The sequence below is a fragment of the Halomonas mongoliensis genome (assembly GCF_052496345.1).
Window position 1 is genome coordinate 3,112,133 of record NZ_CP199288.1, and the last position, 12,414, is coordinate 3,124,546.

General features: G+C 68.8%; 12 protein-coding genes. 6 read left to right on the forward strand and 6 right to left on the reverse strand.

Features of this window, described 5'->3' with window-relative positions:
* Positions 1-49 precede the first annotated feature (49 nt).
* From ACRYRV_RS14630 to ACRYRV_RS14650, 5 genes are read left to right on the forward strand one after another with little or no spacing between them, the layout of a single operon-like run.
* Positions 50-367, forward strand: a complete 318-nt coding sequence (locus ACRYRV_RS14630; RefSeq protein WP_444984650.1) for a cupin domain-containing protein — start codon at positions 50-52, stop codon at positions 365-367.
* A gap of 21 nt (positions 368-388) precedes the next feature.
* Entirely contained in the window at positions 389-796 is a 408-nt protein-coding gene (locus ACRYRV_RS14635; RefSeq protein WP_444984649.1) for a hypothetical protein, read from the forward strand.
* Positions 797-853: 57 nt separating this feature from the next.
* On the forward strand, positions 854-1,624 hold the full coding sequence (locus ACRYRV_RS14640; RefSeq protein ID WP_444984648.1) for a metallophosphoesterase: 771 nt from the start codon (positions 854-856) through the stop codon (positions 1,622-1,624).
* Positions 1,621-1,923, forward strand: a complete 303-nt coding sequence (locus tag ACRYRV_RS14645; protein ID WP_444984647.1) for a DUF1294 domain-containing protein — start codon at positions 1,621-1,623, stop codon at positions 1,921-1,923. Before ACRYRV_RS14640 ends, ACRYRV_RS14645 begins: the two co-directional genes overlap by 4 nt.
* A 5-nt stretch (positions 1,924-1,928) precedes the next feature.
* The gene (locus ACRYRV_RS14650; RefSeq protein WP_444984646.1) at positions 1,929-4,334 is read left to right on the forward strand and encodes a DNA polymerase II; all 2,406 of its coding nucleotides are present in this window, start codon (positions 1,929-1,931) and stop codon (positions 4,332-4,334) included.
* 15 nt (positions 4,335-4,349) lie between these two features.
* Here ACRYRV_RS14650 and ACRYRV_RS14655 read toward each other — a convergent pair whose 3' ends face one another.
* The gene (locus ACRYRV_RS14655) at positions 4,350-6,143 is read right to left on the reverse strand and encodes an ABC transporter transmembrane domain-containing protein (RefSeq protein WP_444984645.1); all 1,794 of its coding nucleotides are present in this window, start codon (positions 6,141-6,143) and stop codon (positions 4,350-4,352) included.
* Between the two features lie 155 nt (positions 6,144-6,298).
* Between ACRYRV_RS14655 and trxC the strand changes: the two genes are divergently transcribed.
* Positions 6,299-6,739, forward strand: a complete 441-nt coding sequence (gene trxC / locus ACRYRV_RS14660; protein ID WP_444984644.1) for a thioredoxin TrxC — start codon at positions 6,299-6,301, stop codon at positions 6,737-6,739.
* Here trxC and ACRYRV_RS14665 read toward each other — a convergent pair.
* From ACRYRV_RS14665 to ACRYRV_RS14685, 5 genes are all read right to left on the reverse strand, one after another.
* Positions 6,651-7,982: a GGDEF domain-containing protein gene (locus ACRYRV_RS14665; protein WP_309636457.1), complete on the reverse strand. Its 1,332-nt coding sequence runs from the start codon at positions 7,980-7,982 to the stop codon at positions 6,651-6,653. The two genes, trxC and ACRYRV_RS14665, sit on opposite strands and share 89 nt — an antisense overlap.
* Positions 7,983-8,246: 264 nt before the next feature.
* A complete protein-coding gene (gene yejK, locus ACRYRV_RS14670) occupies positions 8,247-9,245 on the reverse strand; it encodes a nucleoid-associated protein YejK (protein ID WP_309636458.1) in 999 nt (332 codons plus the stop codon).
* 90 nt (positions 9,246-9,335) lie between these two features.
* Positions 9,336-10,424 (reverse strand): response regulator, encoded by a 1,089-nt coding sequence (locus ACRYRV_RS14675; protein ID WP_309636459.1) that lies wholly within the window; start codon positions 10,422-10,424, stop codon positions 9,336-9,338.
* On the reverse strand, positions 10,408-11,835 hold the full coding sequence (locus tag ACRYRV_RS14680) for a sensor histidine kinase (RefSeq protein ID WP_444984643.1): 1,428 nt from the start codon (positions 11,833-11,835) through the stop codon (positions 10,408-10,410). Before ACRYRV_RS14680 ends, ACRYRV_RS14675 begins: the two co-directional genes overlap by 17 nt.
* Positions 11,835-12,341 carry a molybdopterin-dependent oxidoreductase gene (locus tag ACRYRV_RS14685; RefSeq protein WP_309636461.1) on the reverse strand — a complete coding sequence of 169 codons (507 nt, stop codon included), beginning with the start codon at positions 12,339-12,341 and terminating at the stop codon, positions 11,835-11,837. Before ACRYRV_RS14685 ends, ACRYRV_RS14680 begins: the two co-directional genes overlap by 1 nt.
* Positions 12,342-12,414 lie beyond the last annotated feature (73 nt).

The window sequence follows — 12,414 nt, forward strand, 5'->3', positions numbered from 1 at the left end:
ACCTGAGGGGGCTGCTAAGGTGTCATCAAGGGCTGAAGAGGAGCTGACGATGGTAGCCAACCTGTTCGAGGGGATTCCCGACACTCTCCTCGAGGAGCGCTTCGAGGAGCTCGTCAAAGGGAACTCGGTCACGGTGGAGCGCATCGTCTCCCGGGGGCATGCCTCGCCGGAGAGCGGCTGGTACGAACAGCCGCGCCACGAGTGGGTGCTGGTGCTCCAGGGGTGCGGCGTGGTCGCCTTCGAGGAGGGCGAGGAGGTGACGCTCGGCCCGGGGGACCATCTGCTGATCCTCGCCCACCGACGGCACCGGGTCGCCTGGACCGAGCCGAACGAGGCGACCGTCTGGCTGGCGGTGCACTACGAGTAGCGCGGCACCAGGGAGGCACACATGGAGAAGGTCCCACGCACGCTTCGCCGCATCCTGCTGCTGGTGGTCCTGGCCCTGCCGGTGGCGGCCTGGCAGCTCTGGCTGGCGCCGGCCCGGGAGGCGCGCCAGGCCTGGAGCGGCACCCTGGTCGAGACGACCCGCAGCCCCAGGCTGCTGCGCCTCGACGCGCCGGGGACCCACCGCCGCCCCAGGGACTACCACCATGTCTGGCATGTCGACCTGGACGGCGGCGGGGTCCGGGAGGTGGAGGTGCCCCACCGGCTCTGGCACCACGGTGAGCCGGGCCTGCCGGTGGTGAAGCGCCGCGGCGAGCGCTGGCCCGAGATCGACACCGATGAGTATCGCGACCAGCAGCGGCGCAACCGGGAGGGCACCCGGCGAGTTCTCGAGGTGCTGACCGGGCAGTAGAGTTCCTCCGGCGGGTGTATCACACTGGCCGAAATGGCTCGCTGCAAGGGACCGACGATGCGCCTGAGGGTACTTTCGGATCTTCATCTGGAACACTTCGACACTGCGAGGGAGCTGCCGGAGGTCAGCGCCGATGCGGTAATCCTGGCCGGTGACATTCACTCGGGCATCCGTGGGCTCGCCTGGGCAGCAGAGCGCTTCGCGGGCACGCCGATCCTTTATGTGCCTGGCAACCACGAATTCTACGGCACCTGCATGCCGGCCCTGCGCCGTGAACTGGCCGGCGAGGCCGCCCGGCTGGGCATCCATCTACTGGACAATCACACCCTGACCCTCGGCGGTGTACGTTTCCACGGCACGACCTTATGGACCGATTTCGCCCTCCATGCCGACCAGCCCGATCACGACCCGGCGCTGACCGAGGCCAGGGCGCTGGCCCTGATGCCGGATTTCCGCATCATCGAGCAGCCGGAAGGGGAGGTCTTCACCCCGGCCGAGAGCCGCCGCCTGCACGCCGAGGCGCTGGCCTGGCTTGCGGCGGAGCTTGCGGAGCCGTTCAGCGGTCCCCGGGTGGTGATCAGCCACCATGCCCCCCTGGCCGAGGGTATTCCGCCGCGCTACCGCGGTGATGCCCTTTCGCCGGCCTTCGCCTCCCATCTGCCGCGGCTGATGGGCCGCATGGACCTCTGGGTCCACGGCCATGTGCATGAGCCGGTGGATCTGGAGATCGAGGGCACTCGCGTGGTCGCCAACCCTGGCGGCTATCCCGACGAGTTCGACCCGCCGCTGTTCACAGCGGATCTGATCATCGAGGTGCCGGCCATATGACCTGGCTGATCGGCCTCTACCTGCCGGCGAGCCTGGCGGCCGTGCTCCTCTATGGCATCGACAAGGCGGCGGCGCGGCGCGATCGCCGCCGCATCCGCGAGTCGACCCTGCACCTGGTGGCCCTGGCGGGGGGCTGGCCTGGGGCGCTGCTGGCGCGGCGCGCCTTCCGTCACAAGACCCGCAAGCAGCCCTTCGGCGCCATCCTCTGGGGCTGCGTGCTGCTCAATCTCGGCCTGGTGGCGTGGCTAGCCACGGCAGAGGCCGCCGCGGGCCTGCGCCGGCTGGCGGGTCTGGAGTAGGGCAGTTGACGCACCATGGCAGCGCCCGGGGTGAGGGCATCACCCGCCAAGGCTTTATTCTGACCCGCCACTGGGAGGACACGCCCCGGGGCACCGAGGTCACCCTTTGGCTTGCCACCGACCAGGGGCCGCTCAAGGTGCGCCTGCCGGTTCAGACATCGGTGGCCTTCCTGCCCGTCGAGCAGCGAGCGGCGGCCGAGGCAGTGCTGGCCGGCGAGCCGGGCGTCACCCTGCGCGAACTCGAGCTTAGCGACTTCCATCACCGCCCGGTGCTGGGGCTCTATTGTGAACAGTACCGCCAGCTGCTTCGGCTCGAGCGGCGCCTGGGCGAGGCCGGCCTTGCGCTCTACGAGGCCGATATCCGCCCCCCGGAGCGCTGTCTGATGGAGCGCTTTATCACCGCCCCCGTCGAGGTCACGGGCAAGGTAGATGGACAGGGCGGCCTGGCCGAGGCGCGCCTGCGCCCGGCCCCGGCCTATCGCCCGCGGCTGCGCACGGTGTCGCTGGATATCGAGACCAGCGCCCGGGGCGAGCTCTACTCCATCGCCCTTGAGGGGTGCGGGCAGCGCCAGGTTTATATGCTGGGGCCGGCCAACGGCGGGGAGGGCGAGCGTGACTTTGCGCTCGAGTACTGCGCGAGTCGCGCCGAGCTGCTCAGGCGCCTCAACGCCTGGTTCGCCGAGCATGATCCCGACGCCATCATCGGCTGGAACCTGGTGCAGTTCGACCTGCGGGTGCTGCGCGACCATGCCGAGCGGCTCGGCGTGCCGCTCAGGCTCGGCCGCGGTGGCAGCGAGCTCGAATGGCGCGCCCACGGCCATCAGCCCAACCACTTCTTCGCCGCGGCCGCCGGGCGGCTGATCATCGACGGCATCGAGGCGCTGCGCTCGGCCACCTGGCACTTTCCCTCCTTCAGCCTGGAGAACGTGGCCCGGGAACTGCTCGGCGAGGGCAAGGCGATCGACAACCCCTACCAGCGCCTGGACGAGATCCTGCGCATGTTCGCCGAGGACAAGCCGGCGCTGGCCCGCTACAACCTCAAGGACTGCGAGCTGGTCACGCGGATCTTCGCCAGGGCCGAACTGCTGAACTTCCTGCTCGAGCGGGCCGCGGTGACCGGTCTGCCCGCCGACCGCAGCGGCGGCTCGGTGGCTGCCTTCACCCATCTCTACCTGCCGCGGCTGCACCGCCTGGGCCTGGTGGCGCCGAGTCTGGGCGAGGGAGAGGATGCCGAGAGCCCCGGCGGCTTCGTCATGGATTCCCGCCCCGGCCTCTACGATTCGGTACTGGTGCTCGACTTCAAGAGCCTCTACCCCTCGATCATCCGCAGCTTCCTGATCGACCCGGCGGGGCTGGTGGAGGGGCTCGCCGACCCCTCGGACGCCGCCTCGGTGCCGGGCTTTCGCGGCGCGCGCTTCTCGCGCACCCGCCACGCCCTGCCGGCCATCGTCGAGGGGGTGTGGGCCGGGCGCGAGGCCGCCAAGCGTGCCGGCAATGCGCCGCTCTCCCAGGCGCTCAAGATCATCATGAACAGCTTCTACGGGGTGCTGGGCTCCAAGGGGTGCCGCTTCTTCGATGCGCGGCTGGCTTCCTCGATCACCATGCGCGGCCACGCCATCATGCACCGCACCCGGGAGCTGATCGAGGGCGAAGGGTATACCGTTATCTATGGCGACACCGACTCCACCTTCGTCTGGCTGGGGCGCCCCTGCGAGGAAGCGGAGGCGGCCGCGATCGGCCATCGGCTGGTGGAGCAGGTCAACGCCTGGTGGCGCGAGCACCTGGCCGAGGCGTATGGCCTCGCGAGTGCCCTGGAGCTGCAGTTCGAGACCCACTACCGGCGCTTTCTGATGCCCACCATTCGCGGCGCCGAGGCGGGCAGCAAGAAGCGCTATGCGGGGCTGGTGCGGGACGCGGAGGGCCAGGAGCGTCTGGTGTTCAAGGGGCTCGAGACGGTGCGCACCGACTGGACGGAGCTCGCCAAGGCGTTCCAGCGGGAGCTCTACCGGCGGGTCTTCACCGGCGAGCCCTGGCGGGAGTATGTGCGCGACTATGTGCAGGCGTTTCTGGCGCGGGCTCGGTCGGGGAAGTTCGACGAGCGGCTGGTCTATCGCAAGCGGCTGCGCCGGCGCCTGGACGACTACCGCCGCAACCTGCCGCCCCACGTGCGGGCGGCCAGGCTCGCCGATGCCGAGAACGACCGCCTGGGCCGGCCCCGCCAGTACCAGCAGGGCGGCTGGATCCGCTACGTGATGACCCTGGCCGGCCCCGAGCCCCTGGAGGCGCACCGCTCGCCCATCGACACCGACCACTACCTGACCCGCCAGCTCCAGCCGGTGGCCGATGCCATCCTGCCCTTCGTGGGCGACGACTTCGCCAGCCTGATCGACCGTCAGCTGGGGCTCTTCTGAGCGGGCGAGGCCGGTTCAGGATGTGGAGATGACATCGGCTGCGGGGGTGCGTCCTCCGAACTGCAGCTCGGCCAGGTGGCGATAGAGCGGGCTCGATGCCATCAGCTCGGCGTGGCGGCCGGCGGCCACCAGGCGGCCTTCATCCAGCACCAGTAGCCGGTCTGCCGCCACCACCGTGGCCAGCCGGTGGGCGATCACCAGGCTTGTGCGCCCCACCATCAGCCGGGCCAGGGCCTGCTGCACCAGCCGCTCGCTCTCGGCGTCCAGGGCGCTGGTGGCCTCGTCCAGCAGCAGCACTCGCGGATCCTTGAGCAGCGCCCGGGCGATGGCCAGGCGCTGGCGCTGGCCGCCCGAGAGCTGCACCCCGCCGGGGCCGAGGGGGGTGTCGAAACCCTGTGGCAGCGCCTCGATAAAGGCCAGGGCGTTGGCGTCCCGGGCCGCTCGGCGCAGGGCCTCGGGGTTGGCATCGGGGTCGCCGTAGCGCAGATTGTCGGCCACCGTGCCCGAGAAGAGCACCGGTTCCTGGGCCACCAGGCCCAGGGCCGAGCGCAGCGCGCCGGGGTCCAGGTCGCGCAGGTCGATGCCGTCCAGGCGCAGGGTGCCGGCGTCGGGGTCGTGGAAGCGCAGCAGCAGGGCGAGCAGGGTGCTCTTGCCGGCCCCGGAGGGCCCCACCAGAGCGACTCGCTCGCCCGGTCGGATGGTGAGGTCCAGACCGGCCAGCGCCGGGGTCTCTCGCCCCGGGTAGGTGAAGCGCACGTCCTCGAAGCGCAGTTCGCCGGCGAGCGGCTCGGGCAGCGGCATCGGATGCGCCGGCGGCGCGATGTGTGGCCGAGCATCGAGCAGCTCCAGCAGGCGCTCGGCGGCCCCCGCGGCGCGCTGCACGTCGCCGGCCACTTCGGCGAGGGTCGCCACGGCGCCGGCCGCCAGCACCGCATAGAAGACGAAGGCCGAGAGCTCGCCGGCGGTCATGGTGCCGGCCAGCACCGCCTGGCCGCCCTGCCAGAGCATGATGCCCACCGCCGTGAAGACCGCCAGCATGGCAAGCCCGGTCAGCCAGGCCCGCTGGCGGGTGCGAGTCACGGCGCTGGCGAAGGCCTCTTCAACCCGCATGGCATAGTCGCGCCGGTCGCGCGCCTCGTGGGTGAAGGCCTGGACGGTGCGGATGCCGGAGAGCGCCTCGTCGGCATAGCGGCCGAGCTCCGCCACCCGGTCCTGGCTGGTGCGAGAGAGCCGGCGTACCCGCCGCCCGAACCAGAGAATCGGCAGCACGGTGGCGGGAATGCCGAGCAGGACGATGGCCGAGAGCCAGGGCTGGGTCACCAGCATCAGGGACACGGCCCCGACCAGCATCAGCAGGTTACGCAGGGCCAGGGAGACCGAGGAGCCGAAGAGACTCTGCAGCACGCTGGTATCGGCGGTGAGCCGCGAGACGATCTCGCCGGCGGCCTGGCCGGGGGCCCGCGCGCTCTCGAAGAAGCCCGGCTCCAGGGTCAGCAGGTGGTCGAAGACCCGGCGGCGTAGGTCCGCGGCCAGCCGCTCGCCGATCCAGGTCACCAGGTAGTAGCGCAGCGCCGAGGCCAGGGCGAGCACCGCCACCACGGCAAGCATCAGCCCCAGGGTGCGGCTCAGGGCGTCGCCGTCGGCGGCCATGAAGCCGCGGTCGATCACCAGGCGCAGCCCCTGGCCGAGCAGCAGGACGCTGCCGGAGGCGACCAGCAGGGCCAGGGCCGCAAGGGCCAGGCGGTAGCGATAGGGGGCCAGCAGGCCGAGCAGGCGCAGCAGCACCCTGGGGTTCGGGCGTGAGTCCATTGACTGCCTCGTCGAGAGCCGGAGAGCGTGTGGCGACCATAGCAGGCTCCTGGCCCGGCTGCATGAAGGGCGGCTGGGGCGCGACGCGATGCCGCTTGAAGGCGCCGGTGCCGAGCGCCATATTCCCTTCATCCCCCTTTTATCCGGAGATTCCCATGTCCGACACCCTGACCCTGGGCTGCCCGCACTGCCACGCCATCAACCGCGTCAGCCAGGCGCGCCTGGCGGATGGCCCCAGGTGCGGCAAGTGCAAGTCCCCCTTCTTCAGCGGTGAGCCGGTCGAGCTGACCGCGGCTAACTTCCGTGCGCTGGTGGAGCGCAGCGAGCTGCCGGTGGTGGTGGACTTCTGGGCCGCCTGGTGCGGGCCCTGCAAGATGATGGCGCCGATCTTCGCCGAGGCGGCTCGCGAGCTGGAGCCGCGCATGCGCTTCGCCAAGCTCGACACCGAGGCGGAGCAGCCCCTGGCCGGGCGCTTCGGCATCCGAAGCATTCCCACCCTGATCGTGTTCAGAAACGGTCAGGAGGTGGCTCGGCAGCCGGGACTGCTGCAGCCTGCACAGCTGCGGCAGTGGCTGGCGCCTCATCTAGCAGGATAGTGAGCTCCGGCCGCCAGAGGGCGCCGGCGTAGCGGTGTGACGCCCCGGGCGGGGGCGCGCCGGCGACAACGACGCAGTTGCGGCCTGCCGCCTTGCCGGCGTAGAGAGCCCGGTCGGCTCGCAGCAAGGCCGGGTCGAGGCGCGACTCACCGGGGGCCAGCTGGCTGATGCCCACCGTCACGCTCAGCGGTGTCTGCGGGGGCAGCATGGGGAGCTGGAGGGCGCTGACTTGTTGACGGAGCCGCTCGCCGACGATAGCGGCGGTGGCGAGGTCGGCCAGGGGTAGCACGATGACGAACTCCTCGCCGCCATAGCGTCCAACCACGTCGCACTCCCGAAGCACGCTGCGACAGCAGTCGGCCACCCGGGTCAGGACCATATCCCCGACGGCGTGGCCATGATGGTCATTGAGCCGCTTGAAGAGATCCACATCCACCATGCAGATGGCCAGCGGGGTGCCATCGCGCCGGGCGCGGCGCAGCTCCTGGGTGGCCAGCTCGAAGAAGTGGCGGCGGTTGGCAACGCCGGTCAGGCCATCGGTACAGGCCATGTAGCGCAGGCGTGCCTCCAGCGCCTTGCGTTCGGCGATCTCCTCCTTGAGGCGTCGGTTGGCACTGCGCTCCTCCAGCAGCATGGAGAACTGCAGCCGCTTGAGCCGCTTGAGGTGGGTGATGGAAAGCCAGCCCAGCAGGTTGGTGAAGAGCAGCAGGAGCAGGCTCGTCATGATCAGCACCGGTGGCAGGCTGGCGCTGAAAAGCGTCGTGCCCACAAAGCCGACCAGCAGGTAGGCGTTGCCGGCCAGCATCCAGGGCAGGCGGTTGGGCAGGAAGAGGTAGAGAGCCATGCTGGCGACCACCAGGGAGGCGACGTGCAGGCCCTCATGGAGGGGCCGCACCAGCAGCGTCAGCAGCAGGACGGTAATGCTGAACAGGCCCACGAGGTTCACGGGGAGCGCCCGCTGTGCCAGCGCCGGTTGCCGCCATACCGCCAGGGCCAGCAGCAGGCAGGTGGTGACGGTGACCAGCCTGGCACTGAGCAGCAGGAGAAAGCCCTCGCTCTTGCCCAGCAGGCTGTAGTCGGCCAGGGCGAACACCAGGAACAGCAGGGCGATCACGCACAGAGCCAGGCTCAGCTGGCAGGCGTTATGGGAAAGGATGGAGTGCCTGAACAGCGCTTCCATCTTCGGGTCGTGAAATTCTGCCCGCCAGTTCAGGAGGCCGGCATTTCCTAAGTTGACTGCCATTCGCGACACCTTCGGGCACGCCCCCGATGACGCTCAGGCGTGCGTTCCCTGCGAATCCTTCAGTTTTCTTATTCGCTGCCCGCCGCCAATGACTCGACGCACAACGCGCTGTATTTCGAGCTAGCTTGGCTCCGAAATTTGCGCAGCGCCAGTGCATTCATTGCCGTGTCCAATATTACCTACATGCCATGTGAGCCAGGGCTTACATGATAAGTTTTTAAAGATTTATCATGTGCTTAGATTGGTAATCTCATACTTTATGAATCAGTTTTTTCCTTTTAGCTGCTCTTTCAACTGCTTGGGAACCTGCTTGATGATCAGCCGGTCCTGGGTCTCGTCATACTCCACGCTGGAGCCAAGGAGGTGGGAGTCGAAGCTGATCGAGACGCCGCCGGCACGCCCGGTGAAGCGCTTGAATTGGTTGAGAGTCCTGCGATCCGGGGGGATCTCCGGTGAGAGGCCATAGTCGGCGTTACGAATGTGATCGTAGAAGGCCTTCGGCTGCTGTTCGTCGAGCAGCTCGGAGAGCTCCTCCAGGGTGACCGGTTCGCCGCGGCTGGCCTGGTCGCTGGCGTAGTCGATGAGGGTATCGGTCTTCTCGCGGCTCGCCTCCTCGGGCAGGTTCTCCTGCTCCACATAGTCGCTGAACGCCTTGAGCAGGGTGCGGGTCTCTCCCGAGGCGTCGATGCTCTCCTCGGCACCGAGCAGGGCGGCGAACCCCTCGGACAGGGCCTTGCCGCCGCGGTCACGGACCCAGGAGAGGTACTGGCGGGAGCCGCCCGCCTGCCACTGGGCGAGATCGAGGCGGGCTGCCAGGCTCATCTGGGCCAGATTGAGCTGGTGCGCCGGCACCAGGGCCAGGTGCTCGTCCACGGCGAATCCCTCGCGGTGGTGGAGCAGGGCCAGGGTCAGGAAACGGGCGTCGCCGAAGCGGGTATCCAGCATGACCAGGTCGCCGGAAACCGACAGGTGGGCGTCGAGAAGGGCGGTCAGACGCTCGGCGAAGGTGCGGGACAGGGTAGCGAAGTCGAGCCGCTCGGCCATGTAATCGGCGAGCTCGCTGGCGAACGGTGAGGCCTGCTCACTGCCTTCGTCAGCGAAGCGCCCCCACGCCTTGCCCTTGCCGTGGTAGGCCTTGTTGAGACCTTCCTGCAGGGCGTCCAGGGCGTCAGAGAGAGGCAGCGGCGACTGGGCCGGCAGCAGCCTGGCCGGGGCGTCGGCGGGCTTCTCGATGCGATGAACGATGGCGTTGAGAATCGGCATGGGGGCTCCCGCAGCGTGGATGAGGGGGCTGGATGATACCACCCTCATCGCCGATGCGGCGTGACCGCCCGGGAGGTCGCCTGGCGGTTGCTACTTCTGATGGACGGCCTTCTCCTCCAGCGCCACCGCCATCGCACCGGTCAGGATGACGGCAATCAGCTCGGCCTGCCGTCGTGTGTCGGTCTTCTGAAAGAGGTTGCGCAGGTGGAAGGCCACCGTGGTCGGTGAGATGCTCATCTGGGCAGCGACCTCCTCGCTGCGCCGTCCTTCGGCCAGGGCGAGGGCGATGCGGGCCTCGGTGGGGGTCAGGCCGAAGAGCCGGGCCAGCACCTGCTGTGGGATATGGGAGCGCTGTTCCGGGTCGGAGATCAGCACCACGGCGGCCGGTTCCTGAGGAGGAGGGTTCAACGAACAGGCTATTATCAGCAGGTCGCGGCGCTCGCCCTGGCGGGGCAGGCGCAGACATTCGACTTCGTCGCTGCGGTTGTTTGCATCCATGACCGCGTTCAGGGCGCGGCGAAGCCGCTGGGCCTGGCCCGGCCGGGTGGCGGACAGGGTCTCACCGAGACGCAGGCCGTTGGACTCATCGGCCAGGGCACGAGCGGCACGGTTGGCGAATAGTACCTCGCCGCAGTGGGTCAGCAGCAGCATTCCGGGCGCCACCAGGTCGAGGGCCCGCGTGACGCCCTCAAGGGCGCGGTCGGAGGCCTTCTGGTGAAGCCGAGCCATGGCCTGACGCAGCTCGTTGACCTCCCGGGCGGCCTTGTCGCGCATGCGGCGCACCTGGCGCAGGCGCGCCTCCACGGTGGCCAGCAGCAGGTCGAAATCGACGGGCTTGACCAGGTAGTCGTCGGCGCCCAGCCGCTTGCCTTCCACGACCTCACGGGCGTCGCTCAGGGCGGTAAGAAAGACGAAGGGGGTGTCGGCGAGGTCGGGGCGCTGGCGGCGTATCTCGGCCAGCACCTCGTAGCCGTTGGGCCCCGGCATATTGATGTCGCAGAGGATCAGGTCGGGGGTGGCGGCATGAATCTGGCGCAGGGTCTCGTCGCCGTTGGTCGCCTCCAGCACGCCGTAGCCGGCCTCCCTGAGCTCGTCACAGATATCGGTGCGCAGGGAGTCCTGGTCCTCGGCGCAGAGGATCACACCGAGCTGGGTGTCGTGATCAGCTGGGTTCCACATCCTGATTCCTCCAGGTCGCGGCGGGCAGCCAGAGGGTGAAGGTGGTGCCTTCGCCTTCCACGGAAGACACCGTGACGTCGCCGCCCTGGAGCCGGGCCAGGTGGCGTGCGATGTTCAGGCCCAGGCCGAGGCCCGAGATCCCCCGGGCGTTGCTCGAGCGAAAGAAGCGTTCGAAAAGGCGCGGCAGCTCCTCGTCGGGGATGCCGATGCCGTGGTCCTCGATGCGGCAATAGACCCTGGCACCCTCGGCGCCCAGCTGCACCCTGACCGGTTCAGCCGCGGGGGAATACTTGAGCGCATTGGAGAGCAGGTTGGCCAGGATCTGCTCCACCAGGCTGCGATCGCACCAGGCCTCCAGCGGCGCCTGCGGTTCCGATACCTGGAGACGCGCTTCGCCGTGGGCTTCCCGCTGGAGGCGGCACGCCTGCGCCACCAGGTCGGTGAGGCTGCACGCTGCGGGGCGTGATTCCACCTGGTCGCCGTCGAGGCGTGCCGCGGTCAGGGAGCTCTCCACCAGGCGCGTCATCTGTGCCACCGCTTCGCGGAGCCGGTGATAGCGCTCCAGGCGCTGTGCCGGCGGCATGTCGTCGTGACGGCGAATCAGCCGCTGCAGCCCCGAATCGATCACCGCCAGGGGCGTGCGAAACTGGTGGGAGACCATGCCGGCGAAGCTGCGGTAGAACTCGCTGACCCCCTTTTCGCGCTTCAGCGAGCGGGCCAGCGCCTCGGCGGTCTGCCGGTAGCGACCGATATGACGCTCGACCTCCTCTTCCAGGTGGTCGCGGTGGGCCATCAGATCCCGCTGAGCCGTGCGCCGCTGGCGCAGGGCGTGGATCAGCAGGCTGGTCAGCAGCAGGCCACAGATCAGGATGCCTACCGCCGCGGCAATTACCTGCAGGAGGCTGGCGTGATAGCGGTCGAGGCGGGCGCCGGTGGCCTCCCACTCCTCCTTCATCACACCGGTGGCGATACGGTTGAGTCCCGTCATCAGCGGGTCGAGCTCGCGCTGAATGGCCCGGGCGCGCTCGGCAACACCTTCTGCCGGCGGCTGCATCAGGGCGTCGATGGCCTCGAGGCGTGCCAGGACATCGTCCAGGGGCGCCTCGAGGTCGACCCGGCGCAGGTAGCGGCGCTGGGGCCCCTCATCCATCAGCATCAGGCGGCTGAACAGGACGTCGAGCCGCAGCGAGGGCGAGTCGTGGGGGTGGCCGAGCGCCTGGCGGCTGACGGCCTGCTCGAAGCGATGGCTGGCCACCTGGGCCTGGGTCGTCACCCACAGCATGTTCTCGTCGACGTTGTCGCGCATGTCCTCTTCGATCAGGAAGAGACGAAACAGGGCGAAGCCCAGGAAGGCGACGAAGGCCAGGATCGCCACTCCCGGAAGCACATAGGCGGGACGGCCCGAGGACATCACTGAATCTCGAGACGATACAGCTGCCAGACCCAGCGATAGTCATAGCGGATGTCCTGCAGCTCACGGTGGTCGTCCCGGGGGTAGACGATCCATAGCGGCCCCTTGTCCCGAGGCGTCAGCGCCTCGCCGTCCATGGTGTCGGCCACCAGCACGTCGTAGTCGTGAAAGTCCGCCATGGGAATCTCGATCAGGTAGTCGTTGAGGGCGATCGCCGCGGCGGTATCGCCTTCGGCGCCGACCCATTCCAGCAGGTCGCGCATCAGAAAGCCTTCGAAGCGGTTGACGCCGTCGGTCACCGAGGTGCTGGTCTCGAGCTCATGGCGAGGCAGCGCCTCGAGCAGGGTGCGGTCGAGGTGGGCCGCGTCGGCCTTGTTGGTAGCGGCGATCTCGCCTGTGACGACCAGCAGTACCTGGCCCTCGGGGGTGGGCAGCTCGGTCGGCTGGCTCTGCGCCGTGCCTGAGGCAGCCAGGGCGGCCGCGATGAGCAAGAGCCTGAATGACATCCGTCCTCCCGTGATGTGTCGCATACGTCTTGCAAGCGTCTGTCTCCTCACCACTTTAGCGCTGCCTGTCTCA